At 34.2% G+C, this 26,910-nt stretch carries 20 protein-coding genes, 2 tRNA genes, 1 riboswitch and 1 other annotated feature; of the genes, 2 read left to right on the top strand and 20 right to left on the bottom strand.

What is annotated here, in order from left to right:
• Positions 1-937: IS256-like element IS256 family transposase (locus tag JV528_RS03760; RefSeq protein WP_194378056.1), on the top strand; the 937-nt coding region annotated here is incomplete at its 5' end.
• 26 nt (positions 938-963) lie between these two features.
• On the opposite strand, the gene JV528_RS03765 is transcribed toward JV528_RS03760, so the two are convergent.
• From JV528_RS03765 to hutH, 20 genes are all read right to left on the bottom strand, one after another.
• On the bottom strand, positions 964-2,397 hold the full coding sequence (locus tag JV528_RS03765) for an AbiA family abortive infection protein (RefSeq protein ID WP_204259413.1): 1,434 nt from the start codon (positions 2,395-2,397) through the stop codon (positions 964-966).
• Between the two features lie 101 nt (positions 2,398-2,498).
• Positions 2,499-2,978 (bottom strand): 23S rRNA (pseudouridine(1915)-N(3))-methyltransferase RlmH, encoded by a 480-nt coding sequence (rlmH, locus tag JV528_RS03770; protein WP_000704775.1) that lies wholly within the window; start codon positions 2,976-2,978, stop codon positions 2,499-2,501.
• Positions 2,979-3,345: 367 nt separating this feature from the next.
• The gene (gene adsA, locus JV528_RS03775; protein WP_000645746.1) at positions 3,346-5,664 is read right to left on the bottom strand and encodes an LPXTG-anchored adenosine synthase AdsA; all 2,319 of its coding nucleotides are present in this window, start codon (positions 5,662-5,664) and stop codon (positions 3,346-3,348) included.
• Between the two features lie 226 nt (positions 5,665-5,890).
• A complete protein-coding gene (locus tag JV528_RS03780) occupies positions 5,891-6,691 on the bottom strand; it encodes an MBL fold metallo-hydrolase (RefSeq protein WP_000088649.1) in 801 nt (266 codons plus the stop codon).
• A gap of 387 nt (positions 6,692-7,078) precedes the next feature.
• Positions 7,079-7,867: a two-component system regulatory protein YycI gene (locus JV528_RS03785; RefSeq protein WP_045172593.1), complete on the bottom strand. Its 789-nt coding sequence runs from the start codon at positions 7,865-7,867 to the stop codon at positions 7,079-7,081.
• Positions 7,868-9,202, bottom strand: coding sequence for a two-component system activity regulator YycH (gene yycH, locus JV528_RS03790; protein ID WP_204177554.1), 1,335 nt, complete (start codon positions 9,200-9,202; stop codon positions 7,868-7,870).
• Positions 9,195-11,021, bottom strand: coding sequence for a cell wall metabolism sensor histidine kinase WalK (gene walK, locus JV528_RS03795; RefSeq protein WP_000871607.1), 1,827 nt, complete (start codon positions 11,019-11,021; stop codon positions 9,195-9,197). The genes yycH and walK overlap by 8 nt, the downstream gene beginning before the upstream one ends.
• Positions 11,022-11,033: 12 nt before the next feature.
• The gene (gene yycF, locus JV528_RS03800; RefSeq protein WP_000101976.1) at positions 11,034-11,735 is read right to left on the bottom strand and encodes a response regulator YycF; all 702 of its coding nucleotides are present in this window, start codon (positions 11,733-11,735) and stop codon (positions 11,034-11,036) included.
• 610 nt (positions 11,736-12,345) lie between these two features.
• Positions 12,346-12,418: transfer RNA gene (locus JV528_RS03805), tRNA-Asp, on the bottom strand.
• 7 nt (positions 12,419-12,425) lie between these two features.
• A tRNA-Glu gene (locus tag JV528_RS03810) sits at positions 12,426-12,500 on the bottom strand.
• Between the two features lie 429 nt (positions 12,501-12,929).
• Entirely contained in the window at positions 12,930-14,213 is a 1,284-nt protein-coding gene (locus tag JV528_RS03815) for an adenylosuccinate synthase (protein ID WP_000095327.1), read from the bottom strand.
• 278 nt (positions 14,214-14,491) lie between these two features.
• The gene (gene dnaB, locus JV528_RS03820; RefSeq protein WP_204177557.1) at positions 14,492-15,892 is read right to left on the bottom strand and encodes a replicative DNA helicase; all 1,401 of its coding nucleotides are present in this window, start codon (positions 15,890-15,892) and stop codon (positions 14,492-14,494) included.
• A 31-nt stretch (positions 15,893-15,923) separates the two neighbouring features.
• Positions 15,924-16,370 carry a 50S ribosomal protein L9 gene (gene rplI / locus JV528_RS03825; protein ID WP_000864305.1) on the bottom strand — a complete coding sequence of 149 codons (447 nt, stop codon included), beginning with the start codon at positions 16,368-16,370 and terminating at the stop codon, positions 15,924-15,926.
• Positions 16,367-18,334: a cyclic-di-AMP phosphodiesterase GdpP gene (gdpP, locus tag JV528_RS03830; protein ID WP_001081646.1), complete on the bottom strand. Its 1,968-nt coding sequence runs from the start codon at positions 18,332-18,334 to the stop codon at positions 16,367-16,369. The genes rplI and gdpP overlap by 4 nt, the downstream gene beginning before the upstream one ends.
• Positions 18,335-18,348: 14 nt before the next feature.
• A complete protein-coding gene (locus JV528_RS03835) occupies positions 18,349-19,287 on the bottom strand; it encodes a YybS family protein (protein ID WP_204177559.1) in 939 nt (312 codons plus the stop codon).
• A 290-nt stretch (positions 19,288-19,577) separates the two neighbouring features.
• The gene (gene metX / locus JV528_RS03840) at positions 19,578-20,546 is read right to left on the bottom strand and encodes a homoserine O-acetyltransferase MetX (protein ID WP_204177561.1); all 969 of its coding nucleotides are present in this window, start codon (positions 20,544-20,546) and stop codon (positions 19,578-19,580) included.
• Positions 20,547-20,605: 59 nt separating this feature from the next.
• Positions 20,606-20,704, bottom strand: a riboswitch (SAM riboswitch).
• Between the two features lie 204 nt (positions 20,705-20,908).
• Positions 20,909-21,238, bottom strand: a complete 330-nt coding sequence (locus JV528_RS03845) for an AzlD domain-containing protein (protein ID WP_000628050.1) — start codon at positions 21,236-21,238, stop codon at positions 20,909-20,911.
• Positions 21,235-21,930 (bottom strand): AzlC family ABC transporter permease, encoded by a 696-nt coding sequence (locus JV528_RS03850; protein ID WP_000207098.1) that lies wholly within the window; start codon positions 21,928-21,930, stop codon positions 21,235-21,237. Before JV528_RS03850 ends, JV528_RS03845 begins: the two co-directional genes overlap by 4 nt.
• Positions 21,931-22,583: 653 nt before the next feature.
• Positions 22,584-23,870 (bottom strand): serine--tRNA ligase, encoded by a 1,287-nt coding sequence (serS, locus tag JV528_RS03855; RefSeq protein WP_000884330.1) that lies wholly within the window; start codon positions 23,868-23,870, stop codon positions 22,584-22,586.
• An 89-nt stretch (positions 23,871-23,959) separates the two neighbouring features.
• Positions 23,960-24,169, bottom strand: a binding site (T-box leader).
• Between the two features lie 79 nt (positions 24,170-24,248).
• Positions 24,249-25,763 (bottom strand): histidine ammonia-lyase, encoded by a 1,515-nt coding sequence (gene hutH, locus JV528_RS03860; protein WP_000177468.1) that lies wholly within the window; start codon positions 25,761-25,763, stop codon positions 24,249-24,251.
• A 325-nt stretch (positions 25,764-26,088) separates the two neighbouring features.
• On the opposite strand from hutH, the gene JV528_RS03865 reads away from it, so the two are divergent.
• Entirely contained in the window at positions 26,089-26,901 is an 813-nt protein-coding gene (locus JV528_RS03865; protein WP_000449218.1) for an NAD(P)H-hydrate dehydratase, read from the top strand.
• Positions 26,902-26,910 lie beyond the last annotated feature (9 nt).

Genomic DNA, 26,910 nt, shown 5'->3' on the forward strand with positions numbered 1-26,910 from the left:
AGTACCCAGAACACGTGATGGCCATTTTTCACCCACAGTGTTTGAACGTTATCAACGAAACGAAAAAGCCCTCATGGCTTCAATGTTGGAAATGTATGTATCAGGCGTTTCAACTCGTAAAGTATCAAAAATTGTGGAAGAACTTTGTGGTAAATCCGTCTCTAAGTCCTTCGTTTCTAGCTTAACAGAACAGCTAGAACCTATGGTTAACGAGTGGCAGAATCGTTTATTATCAGAAAAAAATTATCCTTACTTAATGACCGATGTACTCTATATAAAAGTACGAGAAGAAAATCGAGTACTCTCAAAAAGCTGTCATATAGCGATTGGAATAACCAAAGATGGCGACCGTGAAATTATCGGCTTCATGATTCAAAGTGGCGAAAGCGAAGAGACCTGGACAACATTTTTTGAATACCTAAAAGAACGCGGTTTACAAGGTACGGAACTCGTTATTTCTGATGCGCACAAAGGATTAGTCTCTGCCATTAGAAAATCCTTCACCAACGTAAGTTGGCAAAGATGCCAAGTTCACTTCCTAAGAAATATCTTTACCACCATTCCTAAAAAAAATTCAAAATCTTTCAGAGAAGCTGTTAAAGGAATTTTTAAGTTCACAGATATTAACTTAGCGCGTGAGGCTAAAAATCGATTGATTCATGATTATATCGATCAACCAAAATATTCAAAAGCTTGCGCATCATTGGATGATGGATTCGAAGACGCCTTTCAATATACCGTACAAGGAAATTCCCACAATCGACTAAAGAGTACCAATCTAATTGAACGACTGAATCAAGAAGTACGCAGAAGAGAAAAGATTATTCGCATCTTCCCCAATCAAACATCAGCCAATCGCTTAATTGGAGCCGTTCTTATGGACCTACATGATGAATGGATTTATTCTTCAAGAAAATACATCAATTTTGATAAGTAGAAATGGTAAAAACATTGTATAGCATTTTACACAGGAGTCTGGACTTGACTCTCTTTTAAAAAATCCTGTTTACAATATCTATCAATGTAATCAATAATTTCTGAATCTACATCTTTAACTTTACTCATTAAGTCATTATGTTGAAAATTTCTCAACAATAAGTAATTAATACTTATTGATACATCAAAAGAATTAAATTTTTCCTTATTAAATAACTCATTTAATAAAAATTTGATTAAATCACCATTATTCGTCTTTAATATAATTCTTAAAAATATATTGATATTATAATTTATAAAATTGTAATCAGTTAAAATAAGTCGTTTTATTTTACAAATAATTGCTTCATCTTGAAATAACTCATCTTCATAATATGCTAAATATCTAAGTACTTCATCTGAAGAGTATGTAATACCTTCTTTAGTAAAATATTTATCTAATATTTTTTTAAAATTTTCATGGTTGTGAGAATACGCTAAGTTATATAAATCATCTAAAAAATAACCTATATTATATTTATCATAGAAATAAGCAATGTCAATTTCTTTTTTATTAACGTAATGATTATACAATGCAGCATTCAATGTCTCATTTACTTCGTTAGATTTTCCTAGTTTTGTTTTATTTTCATTTAAATTTAGTTTAACTTTTCTATATGCATCAATTACTGCATTTTTAATCCTTGATGATACTAAATTTAATTCATCTTCCATAGTATTAAAAAATATATACAAATCATCTACATAACGAATAATTTGGAAACTTTCTATTTGAGGTTCATTCTGTAATACTGTCTCTAATTCATAATCAACCTTATCCAAATATATATAAGTTGCTAAATAAGATAAACTTGCACTATTTTCTACAGTAGGAAATTTGTTCCCACCGATTTGTTGTAATAATCTTTTATAAATCAAACTACTACGTGTATCAAGTACTTCTTCTCGTTCGTTTATTAATTTAAATAATAAGTTCATATCAATAGCATCAAAAAAATTGCTAATATCAAATTTATAAAAATTATCATATACACTTGAAAGTGCGTTTATATCTGCAAAAAATTTATCATAACTATTCTTATAAGAAAATTGATTTTCATTTAAATCACCTGAATAATAACACCGAACATTTTTCGACTTACGAGTGTATTCTTGATTGATATGATAACCTATTGCTTCTATGTAAAGATATACAAACGGAGAAACAAGAGACATATTTCTAAAAGAAGCACTTGTCTTTTGAGAGTAGTGAGATGGAAAATTAAAAGTGTTATATTCCTTAAAAATAGCTCCATTTTTAATAAAATTTTCAAAAAATTTTTCACTTGATATTATATTCTTACTATTTTCTGTTAACTTCGAAAATGGGTACCACTGAATGTAACTTTCTAGTTTTGACCCATTTAAATTAAAGAATGATTTACATACATTTTCCCAATCATTGAAATTTATATTAATCACTATTAAAATCCTCCCAATTAAATTACAAATTTATAATTATAATCCACCTTTATTTTTGGATTTTATTTTAAAATAAATTGTTCAAAATCTAATTTTTAGCTTTATTTGTGATAAGCTTCTCCTCGCATAATCTTAAACGCTCTATACACTTGCTCAATTAACACAACCCGCATCATTTGATGTGGAAATGTCATTTTGCTGAATGATAGTGCGTAGTTACTGCGTTGTAAGACGTCCTTGTGCAGGCCGTTTGATCCGCCAATGACGAATACAAAGTCGCTTTGCCCTTGGGTCATGCGTTGGTTTAATTCTTGGGCCAATCCTTCGGAAGATAGCATCTTTCCTTGTATTTCTAATGTAATGACTGTTGATTGCGGTTTGATTTTGGCTAGTATTCGTTGGCCTTCTTTTTCTTTTACTTGCTCGATTTCTTTGTCGCTCATATTTTCTGGTGCTTTTTCGTCTGGAACTTCTATGATGTCTATCTTGGTGTATGGGCCTAAACGTTTTTCATATTCTGCTATGGCTTGCTTCCAATATTTCTCTTTTAGTTTCCCTACAGCTAAAATGGTGATTTTCATGTCGTTTGGTCCTCCAAATTGTTATCAACTTTCCAGTTATCCACAAGTTATTAACTTGTTCACACTGTTCCCTCTTATTATACCAATATTTTTTGCAGTTTTTGATATTTTCCTGACATTTATGTCCAATTTTTAGTGTATAACTTGTGTATTTGTGGATAACTCTGTGGGCATTGTGGGTATTTCTTTTTAAATTGTACACAATTCTGGATAACTATCCCCATTTCTGTGGATAAACACCTTGATGTCTTATTACTTATCCCCTTTTTTATATCCCATATTTATCAACGGTTATCGCTTTTTTTCATAAAAAAACACTACCGTACCTCTTGTTTAAGAAATACAGTAGTATTGTTTTCAATATATTTTAGCTAGCTTTTCTACGTCGTACAGTCGCGATTAAACCTATACCTGTTATTAATACAAACATCGCTGCTGGGCTTGAACTTTGATCAGTTCCAGTTTTTGGTAACTGTTTCTCATGTGCGCTACCTTTAGGTGCTGACATGCTAGTCAATTGTTTCCCACTCTTACTTGATACAGCAGTTCCTTCTAATGTGCGACCAGAACCTTCTCTACCACTACTAACAGTTCCTCTATGCGTTGGTAACAACACAACTTTACTTGGCGCTGGTTGTTTCGCTGGATTCATCACTTTGTCTTTACCAATTGGTTGTGTATCTTTACCAGACTCACTACCTTTGCTACCTTGTTGTCCTTTAGCTGGTTGTTCACTTACTGCTGGTTTACCTAATAACATACGTTGTGGTTCTGTCGTATCATACTTAGCTAAGTTAGCTGTTTTTAAATAACTTGCTAGTACTTGATCTAATGAAATACCTTCTTCTCTAGGGCCACCGAACATACTATATCCGTCGCCACCTGATGCTGTGAAGTCATTCATCGTTACGTGATATACACGTTTTAAATCAATATTTTCAAACTTACCTGTCTCTTTATTTAAAATTTGAATAGCGTTAATTCGTTTGCCAGATGGTTTATTCATATCATAGTAAACACGGATTGAATCAGAGATATGTAGTAAACCACCATTCGCTGTTAATACTGTCTTACCATCTTTTTGTGTTGTTGGTGCGCCTAAACTATGTTCAAAAGCTGTCCAGACGTCTGAACCTTTTACATCAATTTGCGCAATCGTATTTCCAAATGGTAATACTGAAATTAAATCATAGCGTGTCACCTTACCTTTTGCGATAGAAGCGCGAATACCTCCACCATTTGTCACGGCAAAGTCAGTCTTTTTAGAGAAATTCTTAACGCCATATGCTTCCATAGCATCTGCAATCGCGTTTCCTAAATTTGTTTCACGCGTTCTAACATCATCTCTTTCTCCTTTGAAATCAATCGTATTATTTGGAATAATAACCTCTGCTGTTTGTGCTCTAAATGTTTGATCAGCTTGATTAATTTGTTCAGCTAATGCCTTGTTCGGTGTTACATTTTCAACGTCTTTAACATTAATCAATGATGGTTTAATATTTGATACCTCTCCATTGCGGTAATTAAATGTAATCTTACCGATATTCGCAAGTGCTGTACCTGTTTGTGCTAATGCATCATTGTTATAAATTTGACCATTTTGAAGTACAGTATGTGAATGTCCATCAATGACTGTAATACGTTTCTTCAATTGTGGATTTTGACTTAATTGTTTCACTAAGTAATCACCACGCCATGTTTCTTGTGTTGAAGGATCAATACCTAAATGAGATATAACAACAAATGTATCTACGTCTTTATAAATACGCATCATTTCTGCTGTCACACTTTGTAATGGATCTCTAAATTCAACACCTTTAATGCCTTCAGGTCTTGTTTTCGTCTTTGTTTCTGGTGTCGTTACGCCAATAATTCCATAACGAATACCATTTTTCGTTACAATCGTTGATGGTTTAAATGCGCGTTTCCCGTCTTTATAAACGTTAGTACTTAGCATCGGGAAGTCTAACATACCCTCTAACTTTTTCAACTGATCGTATCCAAAGTCAAATTCGTGGTTACCGACTGCCATAGCATCATAACCTACTGCATTCATTGCTTTAGCCATTTCTTCACCTTTAGACTGGTTTGAAAGTGGTAAACCTTGGAATGCGTCTCCTGCGTCTAACATTAAATCAGGCTTTTCTTGTTCTTTTACTGTTTTTAATTTAGCCATACCGATGACACGCCCTTTTTCTTCGGCTAGTCGGCCATGGATATCATTTGTATGTAATATTTTATGTGTTGTTGTTTGTGGTGCATTGGCAGCAAACATTCGTGGTGAAAGTGATGCTGTTTCAGCATTTGATAATTTGAATGTTGCTGTGCGAGTTGGTTTTTGTGTTGAGGCTTGTTGTGTATCTACATCGCGCGTTTCGTTTACTGTTGCTGAAACTGCTGTAGATGGTTTGTTAGATGGTGCGTTGGAAGTTACTTTGTTGTTTATATCATCAACTGTTCCCTGCGCTGATGCTGATACGTTGGTTGCCGCTTCTTCACCATAATGATGAGCCGCTTCCTTTGTTGGCGGTACTTGTTGCTTATCTGTTGTTGCTTTGTCTATCGTTGTTACTGCATGTGCTTTCATTGGTGTATGCTGCTCTGCCGCGTTCGAGACATGCCATAATCCCATTGCACTAAAAAGCAAAACGAGCCATACACTTGTTTTAAGTAATAAAGCTTTCATTTCGTTCCCTCCATTAACTGTCATACACCAATATATTATCATAATCCTTATATTAAAATGATTGATTTTATGTAAATTATTTATAAATTACATTTAATATCGAATTATTTTTTACATTTCAACTAGACCCTTAATTTCAACAACAGCCATTTCCCACCAACAACATAAAAAAGCACCCGATAAAGTCGTTTCACAGCAGTGCGGAACTTTATCGGATGACTCTCATTTATATTGTATATATTGGCGTTGGAATAGCTTTATCCGTATCACATAGCAATACTTCTTTTTCCGTATCAATATCGTGTTCGTTCAATACTTGGCCAACACTCATACGCGCCAAATCTTTCATGTTATTATCTTGTGATAAATGCGATAGGTAAATACGTTTCGTGTTACCTGTAATCACGTCTGTCATCGCATGACCCGCATCCTCATTAGATACATGACCCATATCGCCTAAAATACGTTGTTTCGTCTTCCATGGATAACGACACATTCTCAACATATCGACGTCATGATTACTCTCAAAAATAAACGCATCGCTGCCACGTATCATACCTTTCATACGATCAGACACGTAACCTGTATCCGTTAAAATCGTAAACTTCTTATAGTTATTATGGAAAATATAAAATTGCGGATCTATTGCATCATGTGACACGTTAAACGATTCAACATCGAAACCTGCAATAGATTTCGTTTCATAAGGGTTAAAAATGAATTTCTGATCCATAGGGATGCGACTATCTTTCTTTTCAATTGCCTGCCAAGTCTTTTCATTCGCATAAATTGGTAATTGATATTTACGCGCCAAAACACCTAATCCTTTAATATGATCAATATGTTCATGGGTTACTAAAATACCATTTAAATCTTGAATATTACGGTCAATTTGACTAAACAATTCTTCCATTTTCTTGCCAGTCAAACCAACATCAACTAATAGACTACCTTTTTCATTTTCTACAAAAGTGGCGTTACCTGTACTACCACTTGCTAATACACTCATGCGTATCAAGCGGCTCATCCTTTCTATTTAAGCAGTCAATCTCTCTAAATGACTGCAATATACATCAGTGCAAATATACGATTTTCCCTACAGAAACTATCAGTATATTAGCTGTTTTGTATACCTTTCCTATTATGTAACTTTAGTTCATCGACCGGTCTCTTATAATTAAATTTTGATAATCACGTGCAATGAATGTCCTAATTATTATAACAATGATTAGACAAATACTAAAGTTTTTAAAATAACAGTTACACTAATTTTACAATGCGGTTCTACTTAATATATGAATAAATGCGCAAGTTAGGACGCAAAAACATCAGCCATAATAAACCGTACCAGCAAAAAGCTAGCACCGCTTCTCACATATGATGAGCTTGCAATGCTAGCTTTTTACGATTCATATTAATGATTAATAATTTTAGGGTTATTATTTGTCGCTTCGACATAGTAAGTATTCGTTTTATCCTTACCGTCATGCTTCACTTTAATTTCCCAGTTTGGTTGTAACAATTGAACATTTGTTTCATTCACGACTGAGTAGTAACCGAGTCTAGCATTAATGACTTCATCACCTTTTTTCAAGTAACGATTATAATATAATGCCTCGATTGCTTTTCTCACACCAATCACTTGATGCTTTTTATCAGCACCATCTGTGGGCTTAATGTCATCCATCATTGATTGTTTATAACTAGCCGCTTTGTTATCTTCTATATTAAAGTTCAACATCGCTTTACTATTATTCAAAATCGGGAAATTATCATACGTTTGTTCGTATTTTACAGAACCAGAACTAATTTCACTTAATTGATATTCTGAACCTTTGAACACACGTTTGTTAACATAATCTTTCAAATCTTTTAAGTTATTGTCACTGACCTTTACCGATTGACTAATGTTCGCATTCAATAATTTTCCACCATCTGATGTGGTCAAATCCGAATCGCCCTTAGCTTTAGAACTAAAGTCTTTTGAACGCCCCGTAATTTGCTCTAATTTTATACCTTTAACTGATTTATTCAATATACTAGCCGGTACTTTAATTTCTTCTTGCTGAAAATTAACTTCATTGTTACTCTCAACCTCATTAATGTGTGAGCGATTGACTTTATTAACATAAATCGATACTAACACGATGTTGACAAGAATAAACACGAAAATGAAAAGTGTCTTTGTAAGTTTCCAGTTCATTTATTCAAGCCTCCCATCGTTATAAACATACCATTCGCCATCATATTCTACATACCAACGCGGTACGAGTTCACTGTTAATCTGCACTTCAATGTGATTATGATCTGAGTTATCCTGCATTTCGTAACCGATAGCGATGTTTGTTACTTTTTCAAAATTAATATCACTATTATTCGCTAAGCTTGAACGTACAGACTCTAATTTCGGCAATGTTTTATTATCCTCACTATTTAAAACAACGTCGGTGCGCAATAACGAACGACGATAATCAAAGACGCCTTTTTCACCCCAAGTGACTTGAATTTGATTAGAGCCTTCTTTATTAAACGTTGGATAACCGTTAAGGAAACGTTGATATGTTAACTCGCCTGACTGATTATTCGTACTAAACAATCTGAAGTCTTCGTTTAAGAAACCACCATGACCATTAATAAAATCAAAGGTTCCTGGAATTGTTTCTTCCATTTTGCTGGAACTTGCTTCATCTTCGGACAAGTTTTTATAATGGTATTTTTCATTTTTATCGTTATAGTTTGCGACACCTGTATTATTGTTGTAGGTTGTAACACCACTCTTTGAACTACGAACGATGGTTGAATCGTCAAATAGTATAGCATTCATTTTCTCAACACTAATCGTGTTAAATACCATGCGATATGTTTTTAACTTTTCAGGTTTACTTGGTGCAAAAACATGCGTCGTACGATCAATTGTATCTTTGTTTGTGATGATATCTGTGTATGGTTGCATATCTTTTTTCACTGCTGCTAATGCATCTAAAAAATGATCATTTTTCATTGTAGTTGTTAATTTTACGTAATCGTGGCGATCTTTGCTTATAGCATAAAGCACGATATTATCATCAGCATCATGATCTATGACCAAACGATTGAAATTGAAATGATTTGGTACTTTCGCATTCATGTTCAGTACTTGGCCAAGATATGTTGATAACGGTAAATCATACGTAAAATCGAATAATGTAAAATCACTGCTCAAATCAGGAATCATCAAGTTATGATTACGACGAACATGCTCCACGGACTTCACTTCTTTATTTTTTAAAGGTTTCGTCAGCTTATTCACATTAGAAACCGTCGCGATCGTACCTTCTGGATGATCATTTTTCGAATGAATAATCTGAAATGGCGTAATAGTTGTATCCATTTTGGCTGTCATAGGTGTCGTTAAAGGTTTCGTTTCACTCTTCTTACTATCTGTATTGTCGACATTTGCAATATCAGGAGAAAAGTTCCATACCATATATGTCAATACGACACTCATCAAGACGAGTAGTGCTAAAATGACAGATTTAATATGTTCCTTATTATTCATCCCAATCACCGTCTTCAATGACTTCACATGGAAGTGTGATAAAGATAGATGTGCCTTGACCTTCTACACTGTTTGCCCAAATACGACCATTGTGAGCTTCCACAATCTCTTTCGAAATGGCTAGTCCTAATCCAGTACCACCCATTTTACGCGTACGTGCCTTATCTACACGATAGAATCGGTCGAATATCTTATCGACTTTATTAATAGGAATACCGATGCCATTATCTTTAATACGAATCGTCATTCGATTATAAAGTGGATTTTGTTTCACGTGGAACTCGACACGTTTATCGCCTCTAGAATATTTCATCGCATTTGTAATGACATTATCAAATACTTGCGTCATTTTATCAGGATCAAATTCTGTGAAAATCGTCTTTTTCGGAATATCTCGGATAAATGTTGTATCTTTCGCAGACATTTCATGTCGATTAATAATTTTATTAATGAACATGTTAAAGTCGATAATTTCTTTATTGATTTGATCAGACTCATTATCCATTTTAGATAACTGTAGCAAGTCATTGACCAGTCGAATCATTCGTTCTGTTTCTTCACGGGTAACAGATAAAAATTGTGGCGCAAGTTCCTCATCTTTCCATGCACCTTCTTCAAGTGCTTCAATGTAACTATTCATGGAAGTTAAAGGTGTACGTAACTCATGTGATACATTGGCAACAAATTCACGACGCTCACGTTCAACTTGTTGTTGTTCAGTAACGTCATGTAACACAGCAATATAACCAGTTACAAATCCTGTTTCCTGCACAATCGTACTAAAGTTAACACGTGCGATTAGACCTTCTTCTTCATTTAAATCTAATAAGAAACTATCATTATTCTCTTGAATTTCTTCCAGTTTAAATTCATCTTCAAGACTTAATACACTTAACATGTAATAACCGATGATGTCTTCTTTCGCCATACCAAGCATCTTAAGTGCCATATCATTGACGATACGAATACGTCCACGACGGTCTGTTGCAATAATACCATCACTCATATGGGTGATAACTGAGTCCAGTCTACGTTTCTCACTTTCAGTATTAGCCTGCGCTTCTTGTACACGTTTAGACAAGTTATTAAATGCTAAAGCTAATTCGCCAATTTCATCATTACCATAAATCTTCACACGTTGCGTATAGTTACCTCTGGACATTTCGACCGTCTGGTTACGCATATCGGTGATTGGTTTGGTAATCGTTCGCGCTATAAAGAATCCTAGGATGACTGTGATTAATAATGAAATAGCTGTACCAACAATGAATATTTGATTTATATTATTTAATTGGTTATAAACGTCATTAATTTTTGATTCGATATAAATATTACCAATTACCTTTTTATCGACTTTAACGGGGATATTATATACCCAGACACGGTCCTTACCACCGCCATAATCTTTTAAAATTAAATGATCGTTTGATTGTCCTAGTGATAGTGCTTTTTGGACAGAACTATCATTCGCTTTTTGATTGATTAGACTACGGTTAGACTGCTTCGTCGTCGCAATAATAATTTGGTCTTTATCTATAAAACGAATTTCTCCAATTTCTTGACGGTTGGCATACTCACTTAATAAATTTTGAATATCTTTTTGTGCATTTACGGAGCCCTTTTCGTCATATACTTTTTCAATACTAATTTCTAATTGTTTAGCGTACTGCGTAATATTCTTCTTAAAATTATCAAGCAGCTCTTTTTCAAGGTTATTTGTAAAATACAGCCCGATAATTTGCATACCAATGATAATCAGTAATACATAAACAATTACAAGTTTAGTATGAAGGGATTGTAGTTGTTTTAGCCACTTCATTCGTTTCGACCTCTACTCATGTTGTTGGAGGAAATATCCAACGCCTCTACGCGTAACAATGTATTCAGGATGTGACGGATCATCTTCAATCTTTTCACGTAAACGACGAATCGTTACATCGACCGTACGTACATCGCCAAAGTAATCATAGCCCCATACTGTTTGTAATAAATGTTCACGTGTCATTACTTGTCCCATATGTTTTGATAAATAATGGAACAATTCAAATTCACGATGTGTTAATTCAATATCTTCGCCACGTTTTTTAATAGAATATGCGTCTGGATAAATCACAATATCTTTAATTGTGATTTCATTCGTTACATTTCCAGTGTCTTGTGCTGGTTGTGAGTAATGACGACGTAAGTTCGCTTTCACACGTGCGATTAATTCACGCGTACTAAACGGTTTCGTTACATAGTCATCTGCACCTAGTTCTAAACCAAGCACTTTATCAATTTCTGAATCTTTAGCAGTAAGCATTATAATTGGCATTTCGTATTTTTTGCGCACTTCACGACATACTTCCATACCATCACGACCAGGTAACATAATATCTAATAATACGATGTCTGGTTCTTCTTCATAAATTAAGTCGACTGCATCATTACCATCGTATGCACAGTACACATCGTATCCTTCTTTTTTTAAGTTAAATTCTAAAATATCAGCAATCGGTTTTTCATCATCAACTACAACAACTTTTCTAGCCATTTGCATAAACCTCTTTTCTTAAATCATTAATATTATTTTATCATTTTTTGTTCTTTATCGTTTATGTTTGTGTAAAAAATCACAGGATGTCGCTTACTATTTTTGTTATTGTGCGCATTTTCCGTCTTATAACGTATAGTAACCTATTATATAATTTACCATTTATAAGCTATTAATTCTATTTTCCAATATAAACTTATATATTAATATTTTTTATTAGTTTCTCACGGCGGATTGTGATAATGATATTTAACACAATCATGAGGGCCCTATTCCAATAATAAAATTAGGGTAATGGCAACTTCTAGTTGCACGTCATTGCTCAGAAAATAAATATCATTATTCGTTACTTTAACAATTGATGTTATGGAGAATTGGTGGCATATCACAACGAAGAAATATGTTGACAGTAGCATATGTTTGTATGTCTAATAAAGTTTTTTGTCTACGTTTATCTTTCATATCCAACCACTAAGTTACTTGAGGTTCATACATTATAAAGAAAATGGACGAACAGATAAATCAATATGATTATCATTCGTCCATATGTCTTTTATTAATATAATATTAAACGCAAAAAAATGCCTATCCTCTTGGATAGGCATTTGTACGGTCTCGACGGGAATCGAACCCGCGATCTCCTGCGTGACAGGCAGGCGTGTTAACCGCTACACTACGAGACCTAAAAAATGGTGACTCCTACGGGACTCGAACCCGTGTTACCGCCGTGAAAGGGCGGTGTCTTAACCGCTTGACCAAGGAGCCGTTCTTAAGCACAAGATAGATTATAGCACAGCCAATCTTGCCATGACAAGATATTTTTTACATAATTTTGCTATTATTTTTTGAAGAATGTTATAAGTGAAAAATTGCATTTTATTGGCAGTCTATTTATTATAATAATTACGCTATTTTTGAAATTTTTCCATTTTAGATACTTTCATTTACACTTACGTCTACTCTATTTTAATAGCTATTTTCGACATCAGACTTCTTACATTCAAGTATTTCATCTTAATTTTCGTTAAATATCATCTAATCTTCTAAATTATGACTAACAAATATCACCTTTACATTAGTATTTTTTATCTAATTAATCGAATCGATACAGAAGCAAACATAGCAAAAGCCTCCTACCAATAAAGATAGAAGGCTCATGTATTTATAATCATTGTGCATGACTTATATAAAGTTCTACCACAATTCTTTTAATAGGTTTGTTTGTTCTCTATCTGGACCAACTGAGAAGATAGAAATTTGTACATTACATAATTCTGAAATACGCTCTAAATATTTACGTGCATTTTCAGGTAATTCTTCTAAAGTACGCACATTTGTTACGTCTTCTGTCCAACCTGGTAACTCTTCAAAGATTGGTTTACAACGTTTTAATTGATCTAAGTTTGCTGGGTACTCAGTAATTTCTTTACCGTCTAATTCATAAGCTGTACAAATTTTCACTGTGTCTAGGCCTGTTAAAACATCAATTGAGTTAATAGATAAATCTGTAATACCACTTACACGACGAGAGTGACGTAATACAACTGAATCAAACCAACCTACACGACGAGGACGTCCTGTTGTTGTACCGTATTCACGACCAACTTCTCTAATATGATGTCCATCTTCATCGAATAATTCAGTAGGGAATGGACCATCACCAACACGTGATGTATAAGCTTTACATACACCAATTACCTTTGAAACGAATGTAGGACCTACACCTGTACCAACAGTAACGTTACCTGCAATTGGATTACTTGATGTAACGAATGGATATGTACCATGGTCGATATCTAACATTACACCTTGCGCACCTTCGAAAAGTACCTTTTCATCTGCTACAAATGCATCGTCTAAGATTTTTGATGTGTCTGTTACAAATTCTTTTAGACGTTGACCTGCTGCATAATATTCTTCAAAGATATCATCAAATGATGGACATGTTTCGTTAAACATACCTTTGAAATATGCTTGTTTATATTCAATGTTTGATTTTAATAATCTTTCGAATGTTTCTTTTTCAAGTAAATCTGCCATACGAATACCGATACGTTGAACTTTGTCTACATATGCTGGACCGATACCTTTTTTAGTTGTACCAATCTTATTGTCACCACGTAAACGTTCTTCATATTCATCTTGTGCTAAGTGATATGGTAAAATCACTTGCGCACGATTAGATATACGTAAATTACTTGTAGGAATGCCACGTTCATTTAATCCGTCTAATTCTTTCAATAGTGCAACTGGATCAACAACGACTCCGTTACCGATTACCGCTAATTTGTCTTTGTAAAAGATACCAGATGGTACTAAATGTAATTTATATGTTTCTCCGCCAAATTGAATGGTATGGCCTGCATTATTACCACCTGAAAAACGCGCGATAACATCTGACTGTTCTGCCAAGAAATCCGTTATTTTTCCTTTTCCTTCGTCTCCCCATTGTGTCCCAACTACTACGATTGATGACATGTGAGCACCTCCAAGTTTTTCTCATTTAACCATTTGATATTCTACCAATATCGAGACCATAATGCAAATAAAAATCGAACATTGCTTTTCGGCCTTTTTAAAAGAAAAATCATTTTAATAAATAGTCTTCAACGTCCTAAAAATACTTTAACAGAGGTGTTTCCAGCACTAATTCATCACTTAAAATACACAAACTTAACATATATCAACCCGTTCAGAACGAAATAAAAACCGTACAATTTTATCATTGGAATGATTATTGTACGGAAAAACTTTTTTTACATCATATCTGCATGTGCATAATCGATATCGGTAAATTTATTATATTGTTTCATAAAGTGTAACTTAACTGTGCCTGTTGGACCATTACGTTGCTTAGCAATGATGATTTCAATTTCACCGTTTTCATCATTCGTTTGTGGCTCAAAACCACCATCATCGTCTTCATCTTCATCGCCGCCACGGTTATAGTAATCATCACGGTATAAGAATGCAACGATATCGGCATCTTGCTCAATCGAACCAGATTCACGAATATCACTCATCATTGGACGTTTATCTTGTCGTTGTTCAACACCACGAGATAACTGACTTAATGCGATAACTGGACATTCTAATTCACGGGATAATGCTTTTAATGTACGAGAGATTTCAGAAACTTCCTGTTGTCTGTTATCGGACGCACGTGAACCACTACCTTGAATCAACTGTAAGTAGTCAATCACAATCATGTCTAAGCCATGTTCTTGCTTTAATCGACGACATTTAGAACGTAGATCATTAATTCGAATACCCGGTGTATCATCAATAAAAATCTTCGTACGTGATAATTTACCTACCGCTATAGTAAAACGACTCCAATCTTCCTCAGTCATAGTACCCGTTCTTAAGCGGTTTGAGTCAACATTACCAGAACTACAAATCATACGTGTGGCTAACTGATCAGCACCCATCTCTAGTGAGAAAATACCAACTGTATACATATCTTCATGCGTTGCAACTTTTTGTGCAATATTAAGTGCGAACGCAGTCTTACCTACAGATGGACGCGCTGCAAGGATAATTAAATCATTTCGGTTGAACCCTGCTGTCATTTGGTCTAAATCTCGATATCCTGTAGGAATACCTGGTGTTTGACCACTATTTTGATCAAGCTCTTCAGCTGTTTCATATACTTGTCCTAAGACGTCTCGAATGTCTTTAAAGCCATCGCTTTCACGAGAAGATGATAGCTCTAAAATTCGACGTTCTGCATCGCTTAAAATCGCATCTAGTTCAAGTTCATCATTATATCCATCATTGGCAATACTATCTGCAGTTTGAATCAATCTACGTTTTAATGCATGCTTAGAAACGATATCAGTATAATACTGAACATTTCGCGTCGTTGGTACATTTGTAGATAACTCTGCAAGATATTGCGGGCCACCCGCTTCATTCAACGTACCTTCCGTCGATAATTGATCCATCAATGTTACAACATCAATTTCTTTATTATCTTCATTTAAGTGCATCATTGCACGGAAAATATGTTGATGGGCACCCCTATAAAATGACTCAGGAAGCAACACTTCCTGAGTAGTATTAATCAATTCTGGATCTATAATAATTGAACCTAAGACAGACTGTTCAGCTTCATTGTTATGTGGCATTTGATTTTGCTCATACATTCTATCCATGAATGGTTACACCTCTTATTTCAATCCAACTTTATTGTTCAACTGTGTGTACGCGAATTGTACCTTCAACTTCTTTATCTAATTTAACAGGTACATTCGTATATCCTAGGGAATGAATTCCATTTGGTAAATCCATTTTACGTTTATCAATTTTAATATCATGTTGTGCTTTTAGTGCTTCAGCAATTTGTTTTGTACTTACTGATCCAAACAATTTACCACCTTCACCAGTTTTTGCTGATACTTCAACTTCAATGTTTGATAAAGTTTCTTTTAATGCTTTAGCATCTTCAATTTCTTGTTGGCGTTCTTGTTTTGCACGTTTTTTCTGTAACTCTAATTGTTTAAGGTTACCTGGTGTTGCTTCTACAGCATAATTCTTTTTCAATAAGAAGTTATTTGCATAACCTACTGGTACTTCTTTAACTTCACCTTTTTTACCTTTACCTTTAACATCTTGTGTAAAAATTACTTTCATGCATCTTCACTCCTACTTAATTGTTCTGTAATTGCTTGTTGTAATTGTGCTATCGCCTCTTCGACTGTCACACCTTTAAGTTGTGTTGCAGCATTGGTTAAATGTCCACCGCCACCAAGTGCTTCCATTGTTAACTGGACATTTACTGAACCGAGTGAACGCGCAGATATACCAATCAGATTATCTTCACGTCTCGCAACAACATATGATGCTTCAATACCTTCTAAACTTAACAGTTCATCTGCTGCTTGTGCAACTGTTACTGGATGATAAATTTTATCTTCTGAACCATGCGCAATGGCTATGCCATTATCTTCGACTTTTACAGTTCGAATTAATTCAGATCGATTAATGTAAGTATCCACATCATCTTTTAAGAAATGTTGCGTTAAAATCGTATCTGCACCATGTGCACGTAGATAACTCGCTGCATCGAATGTTCTTGATCCTGTTCGTAATGTAAAGTTTCTTGTATCTACAATAATACCTGCATACATCACTGTTGATTCAAGACGTGTTAAACGTTGTTCTGTTGGTTGATATTCCAGTAACTCTGTTACCAATTCAGCTGTCGAACTTGCATATGGTTCCATATATACCAACAATGGGTTAGAGATGAAGCTTTCACCACGTCTATGATGATCGATAACAACTTTACGATTTGCTTTATTTAAGACATTTTCATCTAAAACCAGTTCCGGTTTATGCGTATCAACAATCACTACGGTTGTCTTAGATGTCATCATATCCCAAGCATCATCTGATGTAATAAATCGCTCTCTTAACTCTGGCTTTTTATCAATTTCGTTCATCACGCGTCGTAATGTTGGATCAATGTCAGTTTCATTTAATACGATGTATGCTTCTAAATTATTCATCATTGCAAATCTAGACACACCGATTGCTGCACCAATTGCATCTAAGTCAGGACGTTTATGTCCCATGATAATGACTTTGTCACCCTCTGCAAGAATATCTTTTAACGCATGTGAGATCACACGTGCTCTTACACGAGTACGTTTCTCCATCGGGTCAGTCTTACCGCCATAGAAACGCACATTACCATTAATACTTTTAATTGCAACTTGGTCGCCACCGCGTCCTAATGCTAAGTCTAGGCCTGATTGTGATAATTCACCTAAGTCGATTAAATTTTCAGTACCTTCACCAACACCAATACTCAATGTTAATTGGGCACGATAACCAACACTTTTTTCACGTAATTGACTCAAGATATCAAATTTAGATTCTTCTAAGTCAGCTAATATTTTTTGATTTAAATAGGCTACGAATTGATCGGAACTATACCTTTTAAAGAATATATTATACTCAGTCGCCCATCGACTAATGACACGCGTTACCATTGAATTGATTTCCGAACGCTGCGTATCATTCATATTTTGAGTAATCTCATCGTAGTTATCTAAAAATAATGTCGCAATGATTGGTTTAGAATTTTCATATAGTTCATTTGTTTGTACTTGTTCAGTTATATCAAAGAAATAGAGGCAGTGATCATTCTCAGAATAACGTACTTGGAAATGATACTGATTATATTCTATTTCAACGGATTTCACTCTATCTAATTGCTTTAAAATGTTTGGAAATACTTCATTTACAGATTCAGAAATGACGTTTGCTTCCATATGATCTGTCATAAATTGGTTAACCCATTCGATGTGATCATTTTCATCTAAAACAATGATACCAATTGGTAAATGTTTGATTGCTTTATTATTTGTTGTCGAAATTTGAGCACTCAAACCATCTACATAACTATCCATTTTCATTAAAGCTTGTCTGAATAAAACGATGCTAACAATAATCATCACGACAAGAACGATAGATGCAATTAATGCTATAAGACTATTAAAGATAAACCATACACCCATTAAAACAATTGCTGTGATGATCATGATGACAAATGGTATTAGTAAAGCTTTCTTAGTGGACTGCCGATTCATTATTCCACCTCTATTCACTTTCTAGAATTATTTTTCATGATTCGCTTCAAATTCAAACTTAAATCGATAACACCAAGTAGTCCTACAATATGTGTCGTAGGTGTCAGTATTGTACCGATAATCAATAGTAAAATCGTTACTGCATTCGGCAAACCTTTCGCTTTACCAAAGAAATGAATAACACTTAAACCTTGAATATACATCACTAATGATAACACAAGTTGGAAGTTTAAAAGAATGCTCTGGAACACACTCGGTTGACCTGTAAATAATAAACATATGATAACAATAATGTATATCCATAATAAAATACCGCTCATTTGCCACGCGAAAAGTGGCTTAAATACAGGTGTAGCGATTTTAAATTTTCGTAAAATCGGAAATGTAACGATTAAGTTAATTAAGACGATTAAAAATGTAATGATAATGATGAAACCTGGTAATTGAACGGTCGCTTGTCTAAACCCTTCTTCTAATATTTGGGTCATATTCGCATCGGCACCGCTCATCGTAATCGCTTCATGTAATGTTTGCTTGAAAGGTTTTACTATGCTCGCTGATGGTGGAATTCTTCCGAATGTTTGTAGTAACATAAAAGCGATTAATGAAATTAAGCTCATCGCTACTGTTGTTACGTACAATATTCTTTCTTTAGACGTTTTTTCTTTAAGCAATTGACCAATAATTAAACTTGCAATTAAGACTAATATGATAGCACTTAAAACGAAAGTATTACCTAAAACAGTTGTTATAATTACTGTAATAAGTGCACTAATCCCGAAAGATTGTATTGATTTATTCCATAAAACGATACCTGGTATGGTTGCAAATAATGCAAATATTAGTCCTAAACCAGGCACTAGATATAAAGCTAAAGCGACAAATACCAACGTAATCGTTGCAATCATTGTTGCTTTAGGTTGTATTTTTGAAAACACATAAGCCACTCCCATATTTTTAACTATAGCTATTATTTTAACCTCTTTAATGGAAATTAACAATTTATAGATTGTATGCTTCTATTTCATTTAATTGAATAATAACTTTCATGTTTTATAAGTAATTAACATACTCATTTAAATCGCTTTTGTGTGCTTTCATTTTCAACATGATTATTTAATCCCACTACATAGCAATCAAACTTTATTTAGATTTACAATTCATTTCCACTCTCATGTACTCTAGATGTTTTTGAATATGATAACTATGATTTAGTGGCTTCATTCTTTGAAAATATATATTATTACTTGCGCTTAAAATGCTTTAAATTCAAAAAATGATATAAGTTAGGTGCCCAGGTACTAAAGTTTAATAAAAATCCGTCATGACCAACGTTATCAGGTACAAAGAAATGACGATGATATTTAAAACGTTCACCTAAAGCACGAACTTGATCGTCCGGATATAGCAAATCATCTATGAATCCCATCGTTAACACTTTTGTTTCTAAATTTTTAAAAACATGCGTTACGTCTGTGCGACCGCGGTCAATGTTGTGACTATCCAATACATCTAGCAGTGTCAGATAACAATTCAAATCAAAATGTTCTTTAAATTTATTACCTTGATGTTGTTGGTATGTGACTACTTCATCCGGCGTGAAACGTTCATCATAACTTTTTGATGATCGATATGTCAAAAAACCTAATTGGCGTGCAATACTTAGACCTTCCTTACCACCAAGATGAATGGCTTGCCTTGCAATTTCATTGAAAGCTCTACTATAAGATGATGTTCGGCTTGTTGCAGCAAGAATAATGGCTTTATCTACTTCAAACTGTTGATTGTAAAGTAGTTCCATTGCTTGCATACCTCCAAGACTTCCCCCTATTAAAATATTAATTTTGTCATAACCAAGGGCTTGTATACCTCGTTCATTCGCTCTGACAATATCTCTTAATGTTAATTTTTTAGGAAAATGAGGGTCGTTTAAAGGTGAGCTTGAACCGAAAGGACTACCAATAACATCAAATGTTAAAAATTGATAATCGTGAATGGGAATATATCCCCCATCAATAATTTCTCGCCACCACCCCGGATAATCATCTGTTCCATATGTTAAATGATTGCCAGTTAATGCATGACAAACTACAACTAATGGTTGTCCATGATAACCGACATGCTCATATCTCAAACGCAAGTTATCTATGACTTCCCCAGATTCTGTAATAAATTTCCCTAGATTTAAAGTATCTACTGTGTAATTTGTCATTGTTCTTTCCTCCTTAAACAAAAAAACTTCTCACCCTATTGAAAAGTAAGAAGTCTTTATACTTATCATTCGAGTAACTCGTTGGTTTTAGCACCGTGCTATAAAGTCGGTTGCTGAAGTATCACAGGGCCAAGTCCCTCAACTTCTCACAATAAGAAATATGAAATTGTTATGTGTTAGTTGAGATTCAGTGATGAATTACTTTTATCATTTAAAATGTTGTTATCATAGTCATGCGTTAGCCAAATCGCTTACGTATACACGATTCCCAATCTTAACATAGACGATTTGCATATCAGAATTTTCTGATTACTAACAGTTTACCTAAGTTTAAATATCTGTTCAATGATTTTCAGTTATTTTTAAAAGAAAAATCGTAATGCTGCCATGATAACAATCCCACTAATAATTGTAATAGTTAAACTACGCGTGATTATAGATAAAATAACCGTCGGAATGAGCGCGATAATGTAAGGGATGTTTAATGTATACCCCTCACCATGAGGCGTCTGCTGAATAATGCTGTCAATGACAAGTGCCGTAAATAGTGTGATTGGAATAAATGATAGCCATCTAACCACGACATCAGGCAATTGCACTTTTGAAATCATGATAAAAGGTATAATTCGAATTAATAGCGTTACGATACCACACAATAAAATAAGTATTAACATGTTCATATGAGTTATCATCGTTCCATCATCACTCCTAACGCTGCTGAAATTGTGGCTGCAATTAATATTGCTAGATATGAAGGCATAAACATACTTAGCGATAACATCATTACTATGACGGCAATAATGAGTACTATGTAAATTCTTAATCGCGATTTAGTAATTGATTCAAATTGCGCAATGGCCAAAAAGATAAACATAGCTGTGATAGCAAAGTCTAACCCTAACGTTTGCGGATTTGAGATATATTCGCCAAATAAAGCCCCAGCTACACACGAAATTGCCCAAAATAAATATGCTGTGATATTAAGCCCATGCATCCAGCGATCATTGATAGCTTCTCCTTTTAAATAAGGTGTAATGGCAACGCCAAACGTTTCGTCAGTTACTAATGAACCTAATCCAACACGGTTCCAAAACCCATATGTCTTGAAGTTTGGTGCAAGCGACATACTTAAAAGGAACATTCTTGAATTTACGATAAATACAGTTAGTACAATCGCTGATATCGGTGTACCTGCTATAAACAATGCGCACATAATAAATTGCGCAGCACCGGCATATATAACAAGACATAACAAGATAATTTCTAAAATACTAAAGTTTTGAGACGAAGCCACAATACCAAATGAAATACCAACACCGGCATAACCCAATAATGTTGGGATACACTCTTGCACGCCTTGTCTAAAACTTAAATGCGTTGTCATCTCAATTACCTCCTTTGTCACTTTTCATTTATATAATTACGAAAAAATAATATACCTAGTCTAATACAGTTCTATACCCTAAGCAATAACATTAGACGTCGGTTTGTCTGAGGTTAGACATACCGATGTCTTGAAATACTTCCGTCTTAACTTTTTAGTTTTGAGAATTTTCAATATTTTATTTAAGACTACCTCCATATTTTCTACGGATTTGTAGTTGTTTTTAAGTACTAATTTTATAATTTTTTATATCTAATGATGAGTCTGGGATATTGATTCGTGTCTCAAACACTTATAATCATCATCCCCTCACCCCCTACCCTACTGCATCGATATTACTCATACTACATCAACGAAATCAGTTTTTTATCGCTTAATTTCCTATAATAGTTTTGCTCAATTTTGTTACGTTTTAGATTGTTTTAGTTCATCATAATTATCCCGTATTGTTGCTATAATGAAATGCGTTCACCCCATTAAACCACAAACTTAATTTATTGTTGTTATGTGCATTGGCTCACTATTATACTTTTACAGCACAAAAAAAGTGGCGACAGCTTCGTCACCACTTTTTAAAATATTATTTAAAGTATCTTGCCCTTGCTTTAAGTATACGTAGATATATACTTTTTTAAAGTTTGTAGCTAAAGCCTTTATTTAACTGGTTTTGAAATTTGAGTTTTACCACCCATAAATGGTACTAATGCTTCTGGAATTGTTACTGTTCCATCTTCATTTTGGTAATTTTCAACAATAGCAGCAAATGTACGTCCAACTGCTAAACCACTACCATTTAATGTATGTGCTAATTCTGGTTTAGCTGCTTTGTCACGCTTGAAGCGGATGTTAGCACGACGCGCTTGGAAATCCGTACAGTTTGAGCATGAACTAATTTCTTTATAATCATTGTAGCTTGGTAACCAAACTTCTAAATCATATGTTTTGCTTGCACTAAATCCAATATCACCTGTACATAAAATAACACGACGGTATGGTAAACCTAACTCTTCTAGAATTGCTTCTGCGTTTGTTGTCATTTCTTCTAAAGCATTCCATGAATCTTCTGGTTGTTCAAAACATACCATTTCCACTTTATCGAATTGATGTAAACGAATTAATCCTCTTGTATCTCTACCTGCTGATCCTGCTTCACTTCGGAAACATGCAGATTGACCAGTGAATTTTTCAGGAAGTACACCTGGTTGAATAATTTCATTACGATAGAAATTCGTTAATGGTACTTCAGCAGTTGGAATTGTATATAATCCTTCTTTTTCTACTTTAAATAAATCTTCTTCAAATTTAGGTAATTGACCTGTACCATACATTGTATCTGCGTTCACAAGCTGTGGTACCATCATTTCTGTATAACCATGTTGTGTTGTATGTTTTGTAATCATATAGTTCATTAAAGCACGCTCTAATTGCGCACCTTCATTTGTTAAATATACAAAACGCGCACCTGAAACTTTTGCTGCACGATCAAAATCAGCCATTTTCAATTCTTCTACAATATCCCAATGTGCTTTTGGTTCAAATGAAAACTCACGTGGTGTACCCCACTTTTTAACTTCAACGTTATCTTCATCAGATTCACCTTGAGGTACATCATCACTTATTAAATTTGGAATACGACAAAGGATACCTGTCATTTTATTATCAATTTCATTTAATTGACTATCTTTTTCTTTAATATCGTCACCTAATGTGCGCATTTCAGCAATCACATCATCAGCATTTTCTTTATTACGTTTTTTTAATGCGATTTCTTCACTTACTTTATTACGACGTGCTTTCATTTCTTCTGTTGCACTAATTAATTTACGTCGTTGCTCATCCAATTCTAAAATTTCATCTACAACTTTTGGATCATCTCCGCGTAATTCAATTTTGCTCTTAACTGTGTCAGGCTCATTTCTGAATAATCTAATGTCTAACATTAACCTTCATCCTTTCCCAAATAATTATCATTTATTATGGAATGACGTACGTCTTTATTTTTTAGAAAATAAAAAAAGACCACATCCCTACAAGGGACGTGGTCTACGCGTTGCCACCCTATTTAACAATTTAAGTTATAAAGATACACTAAACCTAAATTGCACTTCACTAAAATAACGGTTATCACCGATTGTTCTTTTAAATTAAGTAGGTAGATTCATATATATGTTGATTCTTGTTCACACTAACCACAAGCTCTCTGATATCGAACACTATATATTACTTGTCCTACGAACAATGTCTTATTAAGTTATTTTTAATATAGCAAACTATATTTGCTTTTTCAAGTAACGATTTCAAACATCACTCATGTCGATTTAGTGACATGCAGTCGTTTGATAAATTGATTGCTTTAAATACTGTGCAACCGCTTCAATATCTTTATGAAATTGACGGTCATGTGTAATGGATGGCACGATACTTCGAAACTCCTCATATTTACGACGTGTTTTTGGTGATAAACCTTCAACACCTTTTAACTCTGCTGCTTGTAATGCAATAACACATTCGATTGCCAGCACACGTCTTGCATTTTCAATAATTTGATAACCATGTCTAGCAGCTGTAGTTCCCATAGATACGTGATCTTCTTGGTTCGCAGATGAAGTGATAGAATCAACACTCGCTGGATGCGCTAAAGTTTTATTTTCAGAAACGAGACTTGCAGCAGCATATTGCATAATCATCGCGCCACTTTGCAATCCTGGCTCTGGACTAAGAAACGCTGGTAAATCACCATTTAATTGAGGATTTACTAGTCGCTCTAAACGACGTTCCGATACGTTTGCTAATTCACTTACACCTAATTTAAGATGATCTAATGCAAAAGCAATAGGTTGTCCATGGAAGTTACCACCTGAAATAACAAACGTTTCATTTGCTTCCTCAAATATAAGTGGATTATCATTAGCCGCATTCATTTCAAATTCTAATTGCTGTTTAACATAATTGAATACTTGAAAACTCGCGCCATGGATTTGTGGTATACAACGCAACGTATATGCATCTTGTACACGTATTTCTGCTTGTCGCGTCGTTAATGTTGATCCTTCTAACCAATCACGCATACGCGCTGCCACATTAATCTGTTCTTGAAAATTACGAACAGCGTGCACATCATGTCTATATGCATCTATAATGCCATTAAGAGACTGATGCGTTAATGCAGCAATCCATTCAGATTGGTAACCTAAATCTTCTGATTCTATATAACTAATGACACCTTGAGCTGTCATAGCTTGCGTACCATTAATCAATGCTAAACCTTCTTTAGCCTGAAGGTTCAAAGGTTGTCTATTTAATTCTCTTAATACATCGTCACTATCCTTTTCTTCCCCTCTGTACAATACTTTCCCTTCACCAATTAATGCTAATGCTAAATGTGATAATGGCGCTAAATCTCCTGATGCACCGAGAGAGCCTTGCTGTGGAATTATCGGTATAATACGTTCATTTATAAAAAATTGTAATTGTCTCACTAATTCTAAAGTGGCACCTGAATGACCTTTTAATAATGTATTCAATCGTAAAATCATCATGACTAATGCTACTTCTTTTGAAAATGGCTCACCTAGTCCACAGGCATGTGAGCGTATCAGATTCACTTGTAATTCATTATATTGCGTCGGGTCTATACGTACATCACTAAATAACCCAAAACCTGTAGTAATACCGTAAACCGTTTCCTCATTTTCAATAATACGTTCAACTACCGCTCTACTTTTTTTGACACGTTCTAACGCATCATCAATAATTTCAATCTTTGATTGTTGTTGTAAAAATGATTTAATATCCTCAATTGTTAGTGTTTCACCATCTAAATATAAAGTCATATATGTTACCCCCTTGTTTATATTAAGTAACCCATCCTTCTTGAAGTATACGTTTTCATTTTTATTGAAACAATGGTTTTACGTACATTTATAACCTATTATCAGAGCACTATTGTAGTGCGTTAAAGGATATTAAGATTGTTGTAAGCATATTTAATAATTTATCTATTGACGAATTGCATATACAGGTATAGTATTTTCTATTGTATTTAACGACAAATAATAATGAATTCAGAAATTTATAATACATTTTGTTAAAAGTTACTATATATTTTTAAAATTGAATAAATTCGGAAAAGGCTTTTACATGGGAGGTTATATCACTATGGAAACGTTAAATTCTATTAACATTCCTAAGCGTAAAGAAGATTCACATAAAGGTGATTATGGCAAAATTTTATTAATTGGTGGATCTGCTAACTTAGGTGGTGCCATTATGTTAGCGGCTCGTGCATGTGTATTTAGCGGTAGTGGTTTAATCACTGTAGCTACACATCCAACAAATCATTCAGCATTACATTCTCGTTGCCCAGAAGCGATGGTTATTGATATTAATGATACGAAAATGTTGACGAAAATGATTGAAATGACTGACAGTATACTAATTGGTCCAGGTCTTGGCGTTGATTTCAAAGGAAATAATGCCATTACATTCCTACTACAAAATATACAACCGCATCAAAATTTAATCGTAGACGGCGATGCGATTACAATATTTAGTAAACTGAAACCGCAATTACCTACATGTCGCGTGATTTTTACTCCGCATCTCAAAGAATGGGAGCGATTAAGTGGTATTCCTATTGAGGAACAGACATATGAGCGTAATCGTGAAGCAGTTGATCGTTTAGGCGCAACTGTTGTACTTAAAAAACATGGTACTGAAATTTTCTTTAAAGATGAAGACTTTAAATTAACAATCGGTAGCCCAGCAATGGCGACTGGTGGTATGGGCGATACACTTGCTGGTATGATTACAAGTTTTGTTGGTCAATTTGATAACTTAAAAGAAGCGGTTATGAGTGCCACATATACACATAGTTTTATTGGCGAAAATCTTGCAAAAGATATGTATGTGGTGCCACCATCAAGACTTATCAATGAAATACCTTACGCAATGAAACAATTAGAAAGTTAATCATTACTA

Origin of the sequence: Staphylococcus sp. GDB20D11A (assembly GCF_016893255.1) — a bacterium.
Taxonomy (GTDB): Bacteria; Bacillota; Bacilli; order Staphylococcales; family Staphylococcaceae; genus Staphylococcus; species Staphylococcus aureus.